We start from the raw sequence: 18,661 nt of genomic DNA, 5'->3' as shown, positions 1-18,661 counted from the left end.
ACAGAGTGAGGTCGTACCGCGGGCGGCGGAGCCAACCGGGAGAACCTGCCTTGAGTCGTGAAACTGACAGTCCGTCCTCCGGGCCCCACGGGCGCGGCGGAGCCGCTTACCCCTCGGGCACGCCGCCGTACGGTACCCCCATGGCTTCCGACGGCGGTACGCAAGCGGGGCGTTCGGCCGCGCGGCCGGAGGAACGCAAGACCGAGACCACGCTGACGACGCGTATCCGGATCAACATCCCCGGATCACGGCCCATCCCGCCGGTCGTCGTACGCAAGCCCGTCGGGGACGCCGAGTCCGCCGACGGCCCCGAGGCCGAGGCCCAGGCGCCGGGCGCCGCCACGACCACGGGGACCGTCGAGCCTCCCGCCCCCGCCGAGCCCGCCGCGCAGGCCGAGGAGAAGACGAGCGACTGGTTCGCTCCCCGCAAGTCGGCGGCCCCCAAGGGCGGTCAGACCGGCGGCTCCGGCAACGCGCCCGGCACGTCCGGCGGTTCGGGCGCCGCGGCGCCCGCGTCCGGCGCGGGGTCCCGCGGGTCCGGCGCGGCCCCGTCCGGCGGCGCGCGCCCGGCGGCCGGAGCCGGCCGCCCCGGCGGCGTCGTCGGCTCCGTGAACGTGCCCGGCACCGGCCGGTCCGGCTCCACCAACGGCTCCGGGCTGCCCGGCGCCACCGGTGGTCCGGTCGCGCCCGGCCACGGCGGCGGCACCGGCTCCTTCGATGTCACCGAGGCACTCGCCGCGGGTCCGCTGGGCAACGGCGGCCGTTCCACCGGACCGCGCCGCGAGGACCTGGCGTACTTCCCGGAGAACGAGCAGACCGGCCCGCGGCCCTCGTCCCAGCCCGGCGGGCAGAACGGGCAGAACGGGCCGAACAGGCAGAGTGCGCCGGCCGGTTACGCGGACCCCTCCGGCGCGAACGGCTACGGCGGCGGCCCCTCCGGCCCCACCGGCGGCCCCTCCGCTCCGTCCGGCCCCACCGGCGGCCCGGTCACCGGCGACGGCCCCATGGTCCCGCCCGGCGCACCGGGAGCCCCCGGTGTCCCCGCCGGTCCCGGCACCGCGCCCGCGGGCGGCGGCGCCCCCGGCCCCGGCGGCGGCCTCAGCGACGACACCGCCATCCTCACGCCGCAGAAGCAGGTCCCCGAGCCCCCGCCCGGCGCCGACTTCCGCACCCCGCCGCACGACAACGTCTCCGGGCACACGGTGACCAGCGGCATCCCGGTCGTCCCGGGCCCCGACCGCGCCGCCGGCTTCCCGCCGGCCGGCCCCGCCGCGACCCCCGCGGCGCCCGCCCCCGCCCAGCAGAGCGCCCCGGCCGCCGCGCCCCGCAAGAAGAAGGGCCGCAACAAGCTGGTGCTGCTCGGCGGCGGCGTGATCGCCCTCGCCGGTGTCGCCTACGGCGCCGGGCTGCTGATGAACCACTCCGACGTGCCCAAGGGCACCACCGTGCTCGGCGTGGACATCGGCGGCGGCACCCGCGACGACGCCGTCAAGAAGCTCGACGAGGCCCTGGGCGACCGCGTCGACGACCCGGTCAAGCTCACCGTCGACGGTGACACGGTCACCCTCCGGCCGGACCAGGCGGGCCTGTCCCTCGACGCCCAGGCCACCGTCCGCGAGGCCGCGACCAGCGACTACAACCCGGTCTCCGTGATCGGCTCCCTCTTCGGCGAGCAGCGGGTCGTCGAGCCCGTCATGCCGGTCGACGAGGAGAAGCTGCACGCCGCGCTGGAGAAGGCGGCGGGCGGCGCGGGCAGCGCGAGCGACGGCACCATCAAGTTCGTCTCCGGCAAGGCCGTACCCGTCTACGGCAAGCCCGGCAAGGGTGTCGACGTCGACGGCGCCACCGACGCGGTCGCCGCGGCCTACCGCACCCAGGTCGAGACCGGCGACGCCGAGGCGGTCGCCCTGCCGACCACCACCCGGCAGCCGACGGTCTCGAACGCCGAGGTCGACCGGATGATGAAGGAGTTCGCGCAGCCCGCGATGTCCGGCTTCGTCACGGTCCGCACGGACGCGGCGCACTCGATCAAGTTCAGCCCGGAGAACTCCCTCTGGAGGTTCCTCCGCGTCAAGGCCGTCGACGGCAAGCTGGTCGACAGCCCCGACCTGACCGCCCTCAAGCAGCTCTACGGCAGCACCTTCGACGGCGTCCTCATCACCCGGGCCACCGGCGAGAAGACCCCGGTGACCCCCGAGGACGTCTACGGCGCCCTGCGCACGGCCCTGACGAGCAAGACGAACAGAACGGCAGTGATCGAAACCAACCCGAACTAAAGACTCAAAATGAGGGGCACCCTGCGAGACGCCGGGTGCCCCCAACCTCTTAAGGGGCGCGAGGAACTGCGCGACCAGCCACGAACAATCCGCACCCGCGATCGAACAGCACCCCCCACGGCGACGGGCTAATTCAACAACGCCCGAGCCGCCCGAGCCTCCCCCAGCACCCGCTCCCCAGCGGCGGCGTCCACCGCGGAGACGACGTCCGCGTACGCCTCCAGCTCCTCCGCCCCCGCCGCGAACTCCCCCCGCTGCACCAGCAGCCGGGCCCGCTCGTACCGCAACCGCGCCGGATGCGACGGCAGCAGGAGCGACAGGTCCACCGCCCACAGCGACACATCCGACCGCTCCGGCCGCGCGGCGGCCCACGCCCGGATGTTGTTCAGGATCCGCAGCACGACCTCCCCGGTCGGCGCGGGCGACAGCAGCGAAGGATCGAGCGGCGCCCCAGTGGCGCCGACCACCAGCAGCTCGGCGTCCATCCCGCTCAGCACCCGCCCCCCGTCGAACGGATCGGCCAGCACCCGCTCCCCGGCCGCCCCGAACCCCACGACGAAGTGCCCCGGCAGCGCCACCCCGTACACCGGCGCCCCCGCCCGCCGCGCGACCTCCATCCACACCACGGACAGCAGGATCGGCAGCCCCCGGCGCCGCCGCAGCACCTCGTGCAGCAGCGACGACTCCAGCCGCCGGTAGTCCCCGGGCGTGCCCCGGAAGCCCAGCCGCTCGCCCAGCAGCTCCCGCGTCGCCTCCGCCCAGTCGCGCGGCCCGCCGGGCCGGTACGGCAGCATCCCGGCCAGCCGGTCCAGCTCCATCTGCGCGCCGTCGATCCCCGGCTCGTCCAGCGCGGCGTCCCCGGCGGCGGCCACCAGCAGGCACAGCAGCGACAGATCGGGCCGCTCGGCCCGCGCCTCGTCGGCGAACCGCAGCCGCAGCTCGGCGGCGCGCTCGGGCGGCGGCGGGAACGGAGGACGCAGCACGGCAGGCACCCCTCAGCCCCGCCCGGCTCCGGACGCGCCCCGCGCCTCCGGCTCCCGGTAGTGGTGGTACGCGTGGTGCGCGGCGAAGCCCAGCTCGCCGTACAGCGCCCGCGCGCCCGCGTTGTCCGTCTCGACCTGCAGCCAGCCGGCGGACGCCCCCTCCTCCAGGGCCCGCCCGGCGAGCGCGGCCATCACGGCGGTGGCCAGCCCGCGCCGCCGCAGCGCCGGATCGACCTCCACGGCGGCGAACCCGGCCCACCGCCCGTCGACCACCAGCCGCCCGATCGCGGCGGGCGGCGCCCCCGCCGTCCCACCCGGCACGGTCGCGAACCACACGGACGGACCTCCGTGCAGCACTCGCAGCGCGACCTCGCTCAGCCCCTTGCGCTGATAGCGGGCCAGCCACGCCTCGTCGGCCTCCCGGGACAGCACCACCCCGGCAGGCGCCTCCCGGTCGGCGAGCGGAGCGAGGGAGCCGATCCACAGCTCGGCGGTCACCTCGCGCACCCACCCTCGCTCCGCCAGCGCGGCGCACAGCGCCTCCTGGGTCCCCTCGGCCCCGGTGGCGGCCTGGACGTAGGAGGGCAGGCCGCGCGCGCCGTACCAGCGCCGCACGACGGTCAGGGCGTCGTCGAGCGCCATCCCCGGGTCGCCCAGCGCCAGGACCGAGTTGGCGCGCCGGGTGAACCCGCCGGCGGCCCGCAGCTCCCACTCGCCCAGCCGCTCGCTCTCCACCGGACGCCACGCCCGGGCGGCGACTCGCGCCAGCTCCGGGAAGGAGGCGGCGGGGCCCCGGCGGCGGGCCGGTGCCGCGGGCACGACCTTGCCCGCCACCAGTGAGGATTCCGGGATACGGACGAGTTCGCCGTCCCGCCGTGTGATCACCAGCACACCCTCGTTCCACGATGTGAGAACACCGACCGTGTCGGTGAATTTCTCACCCGTTACCGCACTGGCACTAGTGTTGCTCAAGCGCCGTACGGAGACGCGTTTGCCCACGTCAGCAGCGGTGATACGGACCTCAAGGCGCCCTGCCGCAGAGATTTCCACAGGTCGGTTCACCCCTCCTGTTCGGATCATGCCCAAGAACGGAGATACTAGGTGCGGGCATCGACGACGCCGCGCTCCCGCGCGCCAGGCGGCGGAGCCTGAGGAGGCCCGCCAGCGCCCTATCGAGGAGGAACGACAGCGTGACCTACGTCATCGCGCAGCCTTGTGTCGACGTCAAGGACAAGGCGTGCATCGAGGAGTGCCCGGTCGACTGCATCTACGAGGGCCAGCGGTCCTTGTACATCCACCCGGACGAATGCGTCGACTGCGGTGCCTGTGAGCCGGTCTGCCCGGTCGAGGCGATCTTCTACGAGGACGACGTGCCGGAGGAGTGGAAGGACTACTACAAGGCGAACGTCGAGTTCTTCGACGAGCTGGGCTCGCCCGGCGGTGCCAGCAAGCTCGGCCTGATCGAGCGCGACCACCCGTTCGTCGCCGGTCTGCCGCCGCAGGGCGAGTAACACCCGGCCCGCGTCAGCGGCCCGTCATTCGCGCCGCCTCGGTCCCGTACGGTCTGATCGCCCCTGATCACCGCACGGGACCGAGGCGTTTGCCGTATCGAAGAGAGTGAGCGAAACCGTGTCCGCAGTCTCCGACCGTCTTCCCACCTTTCCCTGGGACAAGCTCGCGCCCTACAAGAAAACGGCCGCCGCGCACCCCGACGGCATCGTCGACCTGTCGGTGGGCACGCCGGTCGACCCGGTGCCCGAGCTGATCCAGAAGGCGCTGGTCGCCGCGGCCGACTCGCCGGGCTATCCGACGGTGTGGGGCACGACGGAGCTGCGGGACGCGATCACCGGCTGGCTGGAGCGGCGCCTGGGCGCCCGCGGGGTCACCCACCACCATGTGCTGCCGGTCGTCGGCTCCAAGGAACTCGTCGCCTGGCTCCCCACCCAGCTCGGCCTCGGCCCCGGCGACCGGGTCGCCTACCCGCGCCTGGCCTACCCGACGTACGAGGTCGGCGCCCGCCTCGCGCGCGCCGAGTACGAGGTGTACGACGACCCGACCGAGCTGGACCCGTCGGGTCTGAGGCTGCTGTGGCTGAACTCCCCGTCCAACCCGACCGGCAAGGTGCTGTCGAAGCAGGAGCTGACCAGGATCGTCGCCTGGGCCCGCGAGCACGGCGTGCTGCTCTTCTCCGACGAGTGCTACCTCGAGCTGGGCTGGGAGGCCGACCCGGTCTCGGTGCTGCACCCGGACGTCAACGGCGGCTCGTACGACGGCATCGTCGCCGTCCACTCCCTCTCCAAGCGCTCGAACCTGGCGGGCTACCGCGCGGCCTTCATCGCCGGCGACCCGGCCGTCCTGGGCCCGCTGCTGGAGATCCGCAAGCACGGCGGCATGATGACCTCCGCGCCGACCCAGGCCGCCGTCGTGGCGGCCCTCGGCGACGACGAGCACGTGCGCGTGCAGCGCGAGCGCTACGCCGCCCGCCGCACCGCCCTGCGCGAGGCGCTGCTCGGCCACGGCTTCCGCATCGAGCACAGCGAGGCCAGCCTCTACCTGTGGGCCACCCGCGACGAGTCCTGCTGGGACACCGTGGCGCACCTCGCCGAGCTGGGCATCCTCGTCGCGCCGGGCGACTTCTACGGCCCGGCGGGCGACCGCTTCGTGCGCGTGGCCCTGACCGCCACGGACGAGCGGGTGCGGGCGGCGGTGGAGCGGCTGGCGCGCTAGCCGCGGGCTCGCCTGTCGCGGGAGACGACGAAGGGGTCCGGGGAGTGTCTCCCCGGACCCCATCGCGCCGTACCGGCGGTGCGTCAGCCGAGCGGGAGGCCCTTGGTCGGCAGCTGCTGCGTCGGCAGCCCGCCGCCCTTGGTGAGCGAGTCGGTGGGCAGCCCGCCCTTGGTGGCGGTCTTGGTGGTGTCGCCGACGATGTCCCCGGCGGAACCGGCCACGTCCCCGGCGGCCTTCTGCGCGGCCGGCGTCGCCTTCTTGGCAGCCTTGCCGGTGGTCTTGCCGGACTGCTTGACCGCCTTGCCGCCGGTCTCGCCCGTGAGGTCGGTGACCTTCGTGGTGGCGCCGTCGACGGTGGTGCCGGCGCTCGCGGCGTCCACGGCGGACAGCCCGCCGAGGTTCTGCGCGGCCGACAGGTCGGGAGCGGCGTTGGCGGAGCCGGTCGCACCGACCACGGAGGCCGCTCCCGCTGCGGTGAGCAGCGCGGCACGGGCGATCCGGCGGGTCAGGGGGAAGGACATGTTGCTCCTTTGACGGGATGGAACGTGAAAGGACGTGCGCCGTTACTACCGCTCGACCCCCCGCCGAGGTTGCGCACGGCAAACGTAAAGAGTTGGCAATGCGTCGCATTATCGGCTGTGGATAAAAAGGGGCAAAGGGCTGTCGGTCCGAAAGTCTGCGGAATCCTTACAGCCCTTTGCTCCCAAGGGATCTCCGGGTTGTCGGGGTGACCGGGCGAAAACCTGCGCACACCGTCGTGCCCGCATCGCCGGTATTAACCCGTGCGGGTGAGCGTCCGTACTACTGCGCAGTGACGATCCGCACCGCGTCGGCGCCCGCGCCGTTCTTCCCGTCGCCCGCGGAACCGTCCGCCGAGCCGCCGTCCGGCGCCTCGTCCGCCGCTCGCCACCGGCTGTCGGTGGTGCCGGCCACCCACTCCCGGCCCGCGTACGAGACCCGCTCGATGTGCAGCCGGGAGGCGTTGGCCACCGCCCAGTGCGCCAGCTGCCAGCCGCGCTCCCGCGTGGCCCGCCCGTCCCCGGAGCCCTCCTCGGTGACCGGCACGGTCACGGTCCGCCCGCTGGTCTCGGCGGTCACGGTCGGCCGCGGGGTCGCCGCGCCGCTCACCTCGGCGCCGGTCTCCTGCATCGCGTCCTGCCCGAAGTCCCGCACCAGCGCCGAGCGCACCGCGTCCGGGCCGGTGACCCGGGTGGCGTCCGGGCGCCCCGCGCAGGTCAGGGTGGCCTCGGCGCGACCGGTCAGGGCGGCGGCGAGCAGCGTCGCGTCCGGCTCGTGCTTGGCGTACGCCTGGGGGAAGCCGCTGCGCTGCACCCGCTGGGCGGCCACGGTGAGCGGCAGCCGGGTGTAGCCGGGCACCTCGACCAGATGGTCGTAGAACATGCCCGCCGAGTAGATCGGGTCCATGATCTGCCGCTCGGTGCCCCAGCCCTGCGAGGGCCGCTGCTGGAACAGGCCGAGCGAGTCGCGGTCGCCGTGGTCGATGTTGCGCAGGGCGGACTCCTGGAGCGCCGTGGCCAGCGCGATGGTCACCGCCCGCTCGGGCAGTCCGCGCGCGGTGCCCACGGCCGTGATCGTCGCCGCGTTCACCGCCTGCTCGGGCGAGAACTCGTAGGTCGCCCCGTCGCCCTTGCCGGAGACGACCTTGCAGCCCGGACCGCCTGCCCCGCCGGTGATGTACTGCACCGCGAGATACCCCGCGACCGCGAGCAGGACCACGAAGGCCGCCCCGCAACGCAGGAGACGGCCGCGACGCTTGGGAGAAGGGGACGGCTCTGGCACGCGTACAAGGTACTGGAGCCCGTCGGACACCCGGCGCCGGGTGGGGCCATTGCTTCGCAGGTCACGTCCCCGCGGGAGCCTCGGCCCGGCCGGTGGGCGCGGTGCGGGCGCTAGGGTCGGGGGCATGGCCGATATCCCGCTTGATCTCACGCTGGACGCCGCGCGGCTGACCGCGCAGCTCGTCGACTTCCCCTCGGTGAGCGGCGGCGAGAAGCCGCTCGCGGACGCCATCGAGACCGCGCTGCGCGCCCTGCCGCACCTCACGGTCGACCGCTTCGGCAACAACGTCGTGGCGCGCACCGACCTGGGCCGGGCGGAGCGGGTGATCCTCGCCGGGCACATCGACACCGTCCCGATCGCCGAGAACGTGCCGTCCCGGCTGGACGAGGACGGCGTGCTGTGGGGCTGCGGCACCTGCGACATGAAGTCGGGCGTGGCCGTCCAGCTGCGGATCGCGGCCACCGTCCCCGCCCCCAACCGCGACCTGACGTTCGTCTTCTACGACAACGAGGAGGTCGCGGCCGACCTCAACGGACTCAAGCATGTCTCCGAGGCCCACCCCGAGTGGCTGGAGGGCGACTTCGCGGTGCTGCTGGAGCCGTCCGACGGCCAGGTCGAGGGCGGCTGCCAGGGCACCCTGCGGATGCTGCTGAAGACGACCGGCGAGCGGGCCCACTCGGCGCGCGGCTGGATGGGCTCCAACGCGATCCACGCGGCGGCGCCGATCCTGGAGCGCCTGGCCGCGTACGAGCCGCGATGGCCGGTGATCGACGGGCTGGAGTACCGCGAGGGCCTGAACGCGGTCTTCATCTCGGGCGGCGTCGCGGGGAACGTGATCCCCGACGAGTGCGTGGTGACCGTGAACTTCCGCTACGCGCCCGACCGCACGCCCGAGGAGGCGATCGCCCACGTCCGCGAGGTGTTCGCGGACTGCGGGGTGACGGAGTTCGTGGTCGACGACCACAGCCCCGGCGCACTGCCCGGCCTGTCCCACCCGGCCGCCGCGGCCTTCATCGAGGCGGTCGGCGGCACCCCGATGCCGAAGTACGGCTGGACGGACGTCTCCCGCTTCTCCGCGCTCGGCGTCCCCGCGGTCAACTACGGCCCCGGGAACCCGCACTTGGCACACAAGCGGGACGAGCGGGTAGAGACGAGGAAGATCCTCGCGGCGGAGGAGCGGCTGCGCGCCTGGCTGACCGCCTGAGCGCGCACCCCGGTGGTGTGCCCCGGGCGCCCGGCGGTGTGTGCCCCAGGGCGCTCGACGGCGGACACGCGCGCGTCCCCCCTCCGTAACCCGCGTAGATCTACGCTGAAGACCGAAAGACGTGGCAACCGGAGGGAGCGCACATGGCTACCGGCAACCCTGAGGGCAGCAAGCAGCCGCCGGAGGAGAAGCGCCTGGGACCGGTCCTCCGGAGGCGGGATCAGGTGCAGACGAGCACCACGGACCAGCGGCTGCTGGACGAGCGCGCTCCCTCCGACTGGGTGCACACCGACCCGTGGCGGGTCCTGCGCATCCAGTCGGAGTTCATCGAGGGCTTCGGCACCCTCGCCGAACTGCCGCCGGCCATCAGCGTGTTCGGATCGGCGCGCACCCCGGTGGACTCGCCGGAGTACGAGGTGGGGGTGCGGCTCGGCCGCGGGCTGGTCGAGGCGGGGTTCGCCGTCATCACCGGCGGCGGGCCCGGCGCGATGGAGGCCGCCAACAAGGGCGCCTGCGAGGCGGGCGGGATCTCGGTCGGCCTCGGCATCGAGCTGCCGTTCGAGCAGGGGCTGAACCCGTACGTCGACATCGGCCTGAACTTCCGCTACTTCTTCGTGCGGAAGATGATGTTCGTGAAGTACGCGCAGGGGTTCGTGGTCCTGCCCGGCGGGCTCGGCACCCTCGACGAACTCTTCGAGGCGCTGACCCTCGTCCAGACCCAGAAGGTCACCCAGTTCCCCATCGTGCTGTTCGGCACCGAGTACTGGGGCGGGCTGGTCGACTGGCTCAAGAACACCCTGATCGCCCAGGGCAAGGCCGCCATGAAGGACCTCACCCTCTTCCACCTCACCGACGACGTCGACGAGGCGGTCGCCCTCGTGTCGAAGGAGGCGGGCCGCTAGCGTCCCACCCCGTCCGGCCTGGCGTCACGCCAGGCCGCGGCGGGCCACCGCCGGCGGGCGGTGCCCGGCGATCGACGCCACCATGTCCAGCACCTGACGCGTCTCGGCGACTTCGTGGACGCGGTACACCTGCGCGCCCAGCCACGCGGACACCGCGGTCGTCGCCAGCGTGCCGATCACCCGCTCCTTGACCGGGCGGTCCAGCGTCTCCCCGACGAAGTCCTTGTTGGACAGCGACACCAGCACCGGCCACCCGGTCTCCACCATCTCGCCGAGCCGCCGCGTCGCCTCCAGGCTGTGCCGGGTGTTCTTGCCGAAGTCGTGCCCCGGGTCGATCAGCACCGACTCACGCGGCACCCCGAGCGCCACGGCCCGCTCGGCGAGCCCGAGCGTCACGCGCAGGATGTCGGCCATGACGTCGTCGTACGTCACCCGGTGCGGGCGCGTCCGCGGCTCCGCCCCGCCCGCGTGGGTGCACACCAGACCCACCCCGTAGCGGGCCGCGACCTGCGCGAGCCGCGGGTCCACCCCGCCCCACGCGTCGTTCAGCAGATCCGCGCCCGCCTCGCAGACGGCCTCGCCGACCTCCGCCCGCCAGGTGTCCACGCTGATCACGACGTCCGGGAAGCGCCGCCGCACCTCGGCGACGAACCCGACGGTCCGCCGCGCCTCCTCCTCGGCCGTCACCTCTTCGCCCGGGCCGGCCTTGACCCCGCCGATGTCGATGATCGCGGCGCCCTCGGCCACCGCCTGCTCCACGCGCGCGAGGGCGGGCTCGTCGCGGAACGTCGCCCCCTGGTCGTAGAAGGAGTCCGGGGTCCGGTTCACGATCGCCATGATCACCGGCTCGTGCGGGTCGAATTCACGCCTGCCCAGCCTGAGCATCCCCTGTGACCTCTCCTCGTGCGTCGTGCGCCGTGCGTCGCGGGTACCGCGACCAGTGGCCTTTCGGCCGCCTGCGACCTTAACTGTCAGACTCGCATGGCACGATCGGACCCTGACACGTCCGACTCGATTCATCCGACTCGACTTACCCGACCGTGGGGGCCCCAGCGATGGTGATGTTCTTGTTCCTGGTCGTCGCGCTCGCCGTCGTGGTCGCCGCGGTGACGCTCGCCGTGGTGGGCGGCGGCGACCAGGCACCGCTGCCGGAGGCAGCGCCCGAACGGCTGTACGACCCGCTGCCGCCGGACCGCCCGGTCGGCCGCGCGGACGTCGACGCCCTCCGCTTCCCCCTCGCCGCCCGCGGCTACCGCATGAGCGACGTCGACGACGCCCTGAACCGCCTCGCCGCCGAACTCGCCGAGCGCGACGCCCGGATCGCCGACCTGGAGACCGCCCTGACCGGCGCCCGGGCCGCCGGGAGCGCCGGTGACCGGGACGACCGGATCTCCATGGAGAAGCCCGACCGGGCCGACCAGCCCGGACAGGACGGCGAGCGGTGACCGACGGCACCCCCCTGAAGGGCCCGGACGGCGCGTTTCGCTGCCCCTGGGCGCTGTCCGCGCCGGACTACCTCACGTACCACGACGAGGAATGGGGCCGCCCGGTCCACGGCGACGACGCGCTCTTCGAACGCCTCTGCCTGGAGGCCTTCCAGTCCGGGCTGTCCTGGATCACCATCCTGCGCCGCCGCCCCGGCTTCCGCGCCGCCTTCGCGGACTTCGAGATCGCCTCGGTCGCCGCCTTCACCGACGAGGACCGGGCCCGCCTCCTCGCCGACCCCGGCATCATCCGCAACCGCGCCAAGATCGACGCCACGCTCGCCAACGCGCGGGTGCTGGCCGAGTGGTCCCCCGGCGAGCTGGACGAGCTGATCTGGTCCCACGCCCCGGACCCGGCCGGCCGCCCGGTCCCCAAGACCCTCGCCGACGTCCCCGCGATCACGCCGGAGTCGACGGCCCTGTCCAAGGCGCTGAAGAAGCGGGGCCTGCGCTTCGTCGGCCCCACGACGGCGTACGCGCTGATGCAGGCGTGCGGCCTGGTCGACGACCACCTCGCCGACTGCACCGCACGCCGCGCGGCCTGACCGGTCCCCGCTAGCGGCCCAGGTACTTCGGCTTCTCCTTGTTCACGAACGCCCGCACCGCGATCGCGTGGTCCTCGGAGGACCCCGCCCGTCCCTGGAGCTCGTCCTCCTTCTCCAGGGACTCCTCGAAGGTGTGGGTGAGCGCGTACGCCATGGACTCCTTCAGCGCCGCGTACGCCACCGTCGGCCCCTCGGCCAGCTCGCGGGCGACCTTCTCCGCCGCGGCGCGCAGCTCCGTCGCCGGCACCACCCGGTTGGCGATGCCCAGCTCGTACGCCTCCTGTGCCTTGACGCTGCGCGGGAAGAGCAGCAGGTCGGCGGCGCGGCCCGGGCCGACGATCCGCGGCAGGGTCCAGGAGATGCCGGAGTCCGCGCTGAGCGCGACCCCGGCGAAGGAGGTGTTGAAGGCGGCGGTGTCCGCCACCACCCGGTAGTCCGCGGCCAGCGCGAACCCGAACCCGGCCCCGGCCGCCACGCCGTTCACGCCCGCGACCACGGGCTTGGGCATCCCGACCAGCGCCCGCGCGATCGGGTTGTAGTGCTCCCGCACGGTGCTCATGGTCTGCCCCTCGCCCGCCTCCCGGTCGGCGGCCAGCAGCCCGATGTGCTCCTTGAGGTCCTGGCCCACGCAGAACGCCCGGTCCCCGGCGGCGGTCAGCAGTACCGCCCGGACGGCGTCGTCGGCCGCCGCGGACTGCACCGCCTCCCGGAGGGCGACCTTGGTCGCGATGTTCAGCGCGTTCATCGCCTCGGGGCGGTTCAGCGTGATCGTCGCGAGTCCGTCGGTCACCTCGTAGAGCACGGTGTCGGCCATGGCTTTTCCCCTCCGGTACGGGTCCTGTGTACGGGGCCCTGTGTGCCGCCCCGGGTACGAAGGACAGCATGGCGGAGATCACTGACAACGTCGTGTGACCTGCGTCAAAGAATGCGGACCGGTTTCCGCTCGGCGGGGCGACCTGCGGCCGCGCAGTATCGCAGTCACATCGCCGAATTGAGTGGTTTTGCTCGGGCGCGTTGCCCAAGCGATGCCGACCGATGTTGGTCATCGGGTCGTGAGATGCGGGATAATGGCTTGGAAGCAATGTGTTCGATGCCGGTGTCGCGTGTCCCGCTCACGGAGCGCGCGTGCCCCCCAGTGGGCCGTCGGCTTTGACGATGAGCTGGTTTCAGGAAGGGGAACGAGCATGGCGGCCATGAAGCCGCGAACGGGTGACGGCCCGCTCGAGGTGACCAAGGAGGGGCGGGGCATCGTCATGCGCGTTCCGCTCGAAGGCGGCGGTCGGCTCGTCGTCGAGCTGACCCCGGACGAGGCCGACGCGCTCGGCGACGCCCTCAAGAAGGTCGTGGGCTGAACGCGCGCAAGCGACCATACCCTTTCGGCCGCCCCGGTACCGCACACGGTGCCGGGGCGGCTGCGTTCCCCCCGGTCCGCGCGTCCGCGGCTCTACGGGCGCGCGGTGTCCGGTCGCTTGACCGCGCACAGCAGACCGTCGCCCACCGGCAGCAGGGACGGCACCAGCTCCTGGCTCTCGCGCACGGTGCGCAGCAGCTCGCGCAGCCGTACGACCTCCGTGGGCTGGGGCCCGGAGTCCACCGTGCGGCCGTGCGCGAAGACGCCCTCGAAGACCACCAGCCCGCCCGGCCGCAGCAGGCGCAACGATTCAGCGAGGTAGTCCAGCACCTCCAGCCGGTCGCCGTCGCAGAAGACGAGGTCGTAGCCGGAGTCCGCGAGCCGGGGCAGCACCTCCAGCGCCCGGCCCGGGATGAACCGGGCCCGGTTGCTCGCGAACCCGGACGCCCGGAACGCCTGCCGGGCGAACTGCTGGTGTTCCGGCTCGGGGTCCACGGTGGTCAGCACGCCGTCGGGGCGCATGCCGTGCAGCAGATGGATGCCCGACACGCCGGTCCCGGTGCCGATCTCCGCGATCGCCTTCGCGTCCACGGAGGCGGCCAGCAACCGCAGCGCGGCGCCCGCGCCGGGCGACACCGGGCGCAGCCCCGCCTCACGGGCCCGGTCGCGGGCCCAGCGCAGCGCTTCGTCCTCGGCGACATAGGCGTCGGCGAACGCCCAGCTCGTCTGCCGGTTGCCGGTAATGACCCTCTCCTGTCCCCACGGTTGCCTCGGCGTGACTGTATCCGTTGGCGCCGGGAACCCGCAGATGGGACCGGGCGTTTAGAGGGGTGGGAGACGAGAGCGGGGGACACAGTTGGATCACGAAGAGGAGCGGTGCGGCGAGCAAGTGCTGACGCAGCCGTATGAGCCGTGGCAGCCCAGATCAAATTCTCGTAAAACCGCTTATCCGGAGCTAACGGACGAGGTGGCTATGGTAGGGGCTCCACTGGACACCACCAGAGCCGACAGGGGAGGTGCGGCTGCGCCTGTGGACCGGGGAGGAGTGCTCCGGCGCTTCCTCGGGTCGGCAGGCAGGCCGAAATCCGTGAACGACACCGCTGACCACAGCCACGCAGCCGGCCACGCCGTCGGCCCTGCCCAGACCGCGACCTTCTCCACCGACGCGGACGGGCAGGCGTGGACTCCGCCCACCTGGGAGGAGATCGTCAGCACGCACAGCGGACGCGTCTACCGCCTGGCGTACCGCCTCACGGGCAACCAGCACGACGCCGAGGACCTCACCCAGGAGGTCTTCGTCCGCGTCTTCCGCTCCCTGTCGACGTACACCCCCGGCACGTTCGAGGGCTGGCTGCACCGCATCACCACCAACCTGTTCCTGGACATGGTGCGGCGCAAGCAGCGCATCCGCTTCGACGCCCTCGGCGAGGACGCGGCGGAGCGCCTGCCCAGCCGTGAGCCGTCCCCGCAGCAGGTCCTCAACGACGCGCACTTCGACGCCGACGTCCAACAGGCCCTCGACACCCTGGCGCCCGAGTTCCGCGCCGCGGTCGTCCTGTGCGACATCGAGGGACTGTCGTACGAGGAGATCGCCGCGACCCTCGGCGTGAAGCTCGGCACCGTCCGCTCCCGGATCCACCGCGGCCGCTCCCAGCTCCGCAAGGCCCTCGCGCACCGCTCTCCGGAGGCGCGCGCCGAGCGCCGCTCCTTCCTCGCCCGTGTCCCCGCGCTGGGGGGAGGGGGCGCGTCCGCGTGAGTGGATCACGGCCGGAACCTGCCGAGGGACACCTCGCAGAGCAGCATCTGGGAGACCGACTCGCCGCCCTGGTCGACGGTGAGCTCGGTCATGACGCGCGCGAGCGCGTGCTGGCGCATGTGGCGACCTGCCCGAAGTGCAAGGCGGAGGTGGACGCCCAGCGCCGACTGAAGAACGTCTTCGCGGAAGCGGCCCCGCCGCCGCCCTCCGAGAGCTTCCTGGCCCGGCTCCAGGGGCTGCCGGGGGGAAGCGACCTGGACGGCGGTGACCCGCCGTTCGGCAGGGGCGGACTGACCGGTGACCTGCCCGGGCGCCCCGGCGCCGGGGGCGTCTTCGGGCTGCGGCGGGGCGGTGAGCGCTTCGAGCTGGACTACCTCCCGGCCCGCGCGCACGGCTCCGTGCTCCCGGCCGCGCAGCGCGGCTTCCGTATTCACGACGTCGGCCGGTCCGACGGCGAGCGTGCCTCGCGCGGGCGGCGGTTCGCGTTCGTGGCCGCCGGGGCGGTGTCGCTGGCCGCGATCGCGCTGGGCGGCGTCACCACCGGCGCGCCCGGTGACCCGGAGGCGCGCGGCGGCTCCGGCAGCAACGTGACGCCGATGCGCACGCCGGGTGCGGGCACCGCCACCACGCCGGACAGCCAGCGGCGGCGCGCGGTGGGCCCCCTGCTGGCGCAGAGCCAGGGCGGGCGCGCGCTGGGCGAGACACCTGCCGCCACGACCGGGGTGTCGGCCCCGCTGCTGCCCGGCGTCACGTCCCATGGGTCCGCGCATCCCCTCACCACGCCAGCGGTGGCCGGTGTGTCGGCCATGTCCCCCCTGATACGTCCGTTCAGCCCGACCCCACCGGTCAGCCTGACGGGCTGGTCCATGGCGCCCGAGTTCACCGTGCCCGGCCTGCTCGCGGCTTCCCCCACACCCGACCCGGGCAGTACCCGCACCGCTCGCTGACCGATCTCCGTTCGCCGACCGGCCTCTGCGGACCGGCCCGCGAACCTGGTTGAATCCCGGGGAGGACCGCGCCCCCCGCACACGGGGACGCGGAAGCGACCAACCGCGGCCACCATCGACGAGCCGAGCCGCGGCCGGCTGTGGGGAGAGCATGAACGAGGGGAAGCCCACGCAGAGCCCTTCGGGCCGACCGGACGAGGCGACGCCGCCAACGGGCACGACGGAGACCGTCGACGCCCCCGCCCGCGACGCCGAGCCCGACGGCGACTTCGAGCTGAGGCGGCCCACGCCCACGGCTCCGGGCGCTTCCGTGGGGGCGCCCGGTGGCGGCTCTCCCACCGCGGAGGCGAGCGAGCCGAGCGGTGACCGGCCGGAGGACGGCGTGGCTTCCTCCGACGGGGCCGGGGACGGGAATGGTGACGATGACGGAGACTTCGAGCTGAGACGCCCGGAGCAGCCGGAGGACCGGGCCGACGCGGCCCGCGTCGCCGCGGAGGCGGCCTCCGGGACGTATGACGGCGCCACCGGGGCCGCCATCGCCGCGGGCCGGGGTGCGACCGGATCCGCCGAGGCGGAGGCCGCGGCCACCACCGCCCTGGCTGCCACCGGCCCGGCCACCACCGGCTCAGGCTCCGCCCGGCAAGCCGATGCGCCCACGGCCGTGGAAGCGGCCCCCGCCGAGGCGACCGGGTGGGGCCTGGAGCCGGCGGCGATCGTGGAGCCCGGGTCGGGCCTGGGGCCCGCGGCGGTTGTGGAGCCCGCGGCGGTCGTGGAGTCCGGGTCGGGTCTGGGGCCCGCGGCGGTTGTGGAGCCCGCGGCGGTCGTAGAGCCCGGGTCGAGCCTGGAGTCCGTGGCGGCTGTGGAGCCCCCGGCGGCTGTGGAGCCCGGGTCGGGCCTGGAGCCCCCGGCGGTTGCGGAGCCCCCGGCGGTCGTGGAGGCCGCTGTCCTGCCCGCCACGCCCCCCACCCACGCGCCCAAGCCCCTCCACGACCCCGACCCCTACAGCACCCCGCCCTACGGCGAACCGGGCCCCTGGGCGCCCGCCCCGCCCGTACAGCACCCGGCGGCGACGCCCGCTCAGGGCACGGCGATACCCGTGCCACCGCCGCACGCCCTGGTCACCCCCGCACCCCACCACCCCCCGGCGCACCCGGCGGTGCCGATGGCCGCCGCCCCCGCCCCGGTGAACCCGTCCGCCCCAGCGGCAGCCCCTCCTCCGGCGACCCACCTCGCCCCACCCCCCTCCGCCCCGGCCGCGCCCCGCTCCGCAACGCCGCAAGCAGCCCTCGCGCCCGACACCACCCCCGCGCACGGTGCCGTCCCAGCGCACGAACCCGGTGCCGCGCCCATGGCGGGCGCCCCCAGCGCCTCCGCGCCCGCGCCCGGCGGCCCCGCCTCAACGCCCCCCGCCGACCCGTGGCAGCGCTATGACCCCTGGGCCGCGGCAGCCGCATCCGCGACGGCCGCACCTGCCGCCGTCGGCCCGCTTCAGCAGACCGGTGCCGCGGTGCCCACGGAGCGCCAGCGGCGCAGACGGGCCAGGAAGGCGCTGATCGGCGCCGCGGTACTGCTCGCCCTGGTCTCCGGCGGTGTCGGTGGCCTCGTGGGGGCCTATCTGGAGCGCAACGGCGGTGTCGGGCAGGTGGAACTGCCGCAGGCCGGTAAGGAGAACACGGAGCGGGCCGCGGACAGCGTCGCCGGGATCGCGGCCCGTGCGCTGCCCAGCGTGGTCACCCTGCATGTCTCCGGCGGCGACGAGGCGGGCACCGGCACCGGCTTCGTGCTCGACACGCGCGGTCACATCCTCACCAACAACCACGTCGTCGAGCCCGCCGGCGCCGACGGCGAGATAACGGTCACCTTCAACAGCGGGGACACCGCCGAAGCCGAGGTCGTCGGCCGGGACAGCGGCTACGACCTCGCCGTCGTCCGCGTCCGCGGCGTCAGCGGAATGAAGCCGCTGCCGCTCGGCAACTCCGACAACGTCCAGGTCGGCGACCCGGTCGTGGCCATCGGCGCGCCCTTCGACCTGGCCGGCACCGTCACCTCCGGCATCATCTCCGCCAAGGAGCGGCCCATCACGGCCGGCGGCGAGAAGGGCGACGGCAGCGACGTGAGCTACGTCGACGCCCTCCAGACCGACGCGCCCATCAACCCCGGCAACTCCGGCGGCCCCCTGCTCGACGCGCGGGCCCGGGTCATCGGCATCAACTCCGCGATCCGCTCCGCCGGCAGCGGCGACCTGGACGGCGGCCAGTCCGGCTCCATCGGCCTCGGCTTCGCCATACCCATCAACCAGGGCAAGCGGGTCGCCGAGGAACTGATCAACACCGGCAAGGCCACCCACCCCGTGATCGGCGTCACCCTCGACATGAGCTACACCGGGGACGGCGCCCGCGTCGGCGCCAAGGGCAGTGACGGCGGCTCCGCGGTCACCCCGGGCGGCCCCGGCGACCGGGCCGGCATCGAACCCGGCGACGTCATCACGGAAGTCGACGGTCAGCGCGTGCACTCCGGCGAGGAACTGATCGTCAAGACCCGCGCCCACCGCCCCGGAGACCGCCTGGAACTGACCGTCGTACGCGACGGCGACGAGCGGACGATCTCCCTGGTCCTCGGCTCGTCGGAGGACTGATCACCCGAGGACGGAAACCGAGAAACCGCTCACATACACACACTCGGAGGT

General features: G+C 73.8%; 18 protein-coding genes. 11 read left to right on the top strand and 7 right to left on the bottom strand.

Annotated elements, in window-relative coordinates; translation table 11 throughout:
• Positions 1-50: 50 nt before the first annotated feature.
• A complete protein-coding gene (locus tag ACIG0D_RS14195; RefSeq protein ID WP_399799877.1) occupies positions 51-2,276 on the top strand; it encodes a hypothetical protein in 2,226 nt (741 codons plus the stop codon).
• A 128-nt stretch (positions 2,277-2,404) separates the two neighbouring features.
• On the opposite strand, the gene ACIG0D_RS14190 is transcribed toward ACIG0D_RS14195, so the two are convergent.
• The gene (locus ACIG0D_RS14190; RefSeq protein ID WP_365766342.1) at positions 2,405-3,256 is read right to left on the bottom strand and encodes a transglutaminase-like domain-containing protein; all 852 of its coding nucleotides are present in this window, start codon (positions 3,254-3,256) and stop codon (positions 2,405-2,407) included.
• Positions 3,257-3,271: 15 nt separating this feature from the next.
• Positions 3,272-4,309, bottom strand: a complete 1,038-nt coding sequence (locus tag ACIG0D_RS14185; RefSeq protein WP_399799870.1) for a GNAT family N-acetyltransferase — start codon at positions 4,307-4,309, stop codon at positions 3,272-3,274.
• Between the two features lie 140 nt (positions 4,310-4,449).
• Here ACIG0D_RS14185 and fdxA point away from each other — a divergent pair, with 140 nt between their 5' ends.
• Both fdxA and ACIG0D_RS14175 read left to right on the top strand, forming a co-directional pair.
• Complete coding sequence (gene fdxA / locus ACIG0D_RS14180; protein ID WP_043503874.1) at positions 4,450-4,770, top strand: ferredoxin; 321 nt, start codon at positions 4,450-4,452, stop codon at positions 4,768-4,770.
• 118 nt (positions 4,771-4,888) lie between these two features.
• Positions 4,889-5,986 (top strand): bifunctional succinyldiaminopimelate transaminase/glutamate-prephenate aminotransferase, encoded by a 1,098-nt coding sequence (locus ACIG0D_RS14175; RefSeq protein ID WP_399799868.1) that lies wholly within the window; start codon positions 4,889-4,891, stop codon positions 5,984-5,986.
• An 83-nt stretch (positions 5,987-6,069) separates the two neighbouring features.
• Here the strand turns inward: ACIG0D_RS14175 and ACIG0D_RS14170 are convergent, their stop codons facing one another.
• Positions 6,070-6,507 (bottom strand): ATP-binding protein, encoded by a 438-nt coding sequence (locus tag ACIG0D_RS14170; protein WP_399799866.1) that lies wholly within the window; start codon positions 6,505-6,507, stop codon positions 6,070-6,072.
• A gap of 280 nt (positions 6,508-6,787) precedes the next feature.
• The gene (locus ACIG0D_RS14165) at positions 6,788-7,786 is read right to left on the bottom strand and encodes a heavy metal transporter (protein WP_399799864.1); all 999 of its coding nucleotides are present in this window, start codon (positions 7,784-7,786) and stop codon (positions 6,788-6,790) included.
• Between the two features lie 124 nt (positions 7,787-7,910).
• On the opposite strand from ACIG0D_RS14165, the gene dapE reads away from it, so the two are divergent.
• Both dapE and ACIG0D_RS14155 read left to right on the top strand, forming a co-directional pair.
• Positions 7,911-8,990, top strand: coding sequence for a succinyl-diaminopimelate desuccinylase (gene dapE, locus ACIG0D_RS14160; RefSeq protein ID WP_399799861.1), 1,080 nt, complete (start codon positions 7,911-7,913; stop codon positions 8,988-8,990).
• A gap of 143 nt (positions 8,991-9,133) precedes the next feature.
• Complete coding sequence (locus ACIG0D_RS14155) at positions 9,134-9,892, top strand: TIGR00730 family Rossman fold protein (protein WP_399799859.1); 759 nt, start codon at positions 9,134-9,136, stop codon at positions 9,890-9,892.
• Between the two features lie 24 nt (positions 9,893-9,916).
• Here ACIG0D_RS14155 and folP read toward each other — a convergent pair whose 3' ends face one another.
• The gene (folP, locus tag ACIG0D_RS14150) at positions 9,917-10,777 is read right to left on the bottom strand and encodes a dihydropteroate synthase (RefSeq protein WP_399799857.1); all 861 of its coding nucleotides are present in this window, start codon (positions 10,775-10,777) and stop codon (positions 9,917-9,919) included.
• Positions 10,778-10,947: 170 nt separating this feature from the next.
• Here folP and ACIG0D_RS14145 point away from each other — a divergent pair, with 170 nt between their 5' ends.
• Both ACIG0D_RS14145 and ACIG0D_RS14140 read left to right on the top strand, forming a co-directional pair.
• Positions 10,948-11,337 carry a DivIVA domain-containing protein gene (locus tag ACIG0D_RS14145; RefSeq protein WP_399799854.1) on the top strand — a complete coding sequence of 130 codons (390 nt, stop codon included), beginning with the start codon at positions 10,948-10,950 and terminating at the stop codon, positions 11,335-11,337.
• Positions 11,334-11,921, top strand: coding sequence for a DNA-3-methyladenine glycosylase I (locus tag ACIG0D_RS14140; RefSeq protein ID WP_399799852.1), 588 nt, complete (start codon positions 11,334-11,336; stop codon positions 11,919-11,921). Before ACIG0D_RS14145 ends, ACIG0D_RS14140 begins: the two co-directional genes overlap by 4 nt.
• A gap of 10 nt (positions 11,922-11,931) precedes the next feature.
• On the opposite strand, the gene ACIG0D_RS14135 is transcribed toward ACIG0D_RS14140, so the two are convergent.
• Positions 11,932-12,735 carry an enoyl-CoA hydratase/isomerase family protein gene (locus tag ACIG0D_RS14135; protein ID WP_399799850.1) on the bottom strand — a complete coding sequence of 268 codons (804 nt, stop codon included), beginning with the start codon at positions 12,733-12,735 and terminating at the stop codon, positions 11,932-11,934.
• Between the two features lie 370 nt (positions 12,736-13,105).
• Here ACIG0D_RS14135 and ACIG0D_RS14130 point away from each other — a divergent pair, with 370 nt between their 5' ends.
• Positions 13,106-13,273: a DUF3117 domain-containing protein gene (locus ACIG0D_RS14130; RefSeq protein WP_003966491.1), complete on the top strand. Its 168-nt coding sequence runs from the start codon at positions 13,106-13,108 to the stop codon at positions 13,271-13,273.
• A 92-nt stretch (positions 13,274-13,365) separates the two neighbouring features.
• Here the strand turns inward: ACIG0D_RS14130 and ACIG0D_RS14125 are convergent, their stop codons facing one another.
• Positions 13,366-14,082 (bottom strand): O-methyltransferase, encoded by a 717-nt coding sequence (locus ACIG0D_RS14125; protein ID WP_399800291.1) that lies wholly within the window; start codon positions 14,080-14,082, stop codon positions 13,366-13,368.
• A 235-nt stretch (positions 14,083-14,317) separates the two neighbouring features.
• On the opposite strand from ACIG0D_RS14125, the gene sigE reads away from it, so the two are divergent.
• The 3 genes from sigE (at position 14,318) to ACIG0D_RS14110 (ending at position 18,610) form a co-directional block, all read left to right on the top strand.
• Positions 14,318-15,028, top strand: coding sequence for an RNA polymerase sigma factor SigE (gene sigE, locus ACIG0D_RS14120; protein ID WP_365758160.1), 711 nt, complete (start codon positions 14,318-14,320; stop codon positions 15,026-15,028).
• A complete protein-coding gene (locus ACIG0D_RS14115; RefSeq protein ID WP_399799848.1) occupies positions 15,025-15,975 on the top strand; it encodes an anti-sigma factor family protein in 951 nt (316 codons plus the stop codon). The genes sigE and ACIG0D_RS14115 overlap by 4 nt, the downstream gene beginning before the upstream one ends.
• A gap of 931 nt (positions 15,976-16,906) precedes the next feature.
• On the top strand, positions 16,907-18,610 hold the full coding sequence (locus ACIG0D_RS14110; protein ID WP_399800288.1) for a S1C family serine protease: 1,704 nt from the start codon (positions 16,907-16,909) through the stop codon (positions 18,608-18,610).
• Positions 18,611-18,661: the final 51 nt, after the last annotated feature.

This window comes from Streptomyces sp. NPDC052773, from assembly GCF_044547145.1.
Taxonomy (GTDB): domain Bacteria; phylum Actinomycetota; class Actinomycetes; order Streptomycetales; family Streptomycetaceae; genus Streptomyces.
Note: the sequence above shows the minus strand (reverse complement) of the source record. Positions and strands in the feature narration are given on the sequence as shown.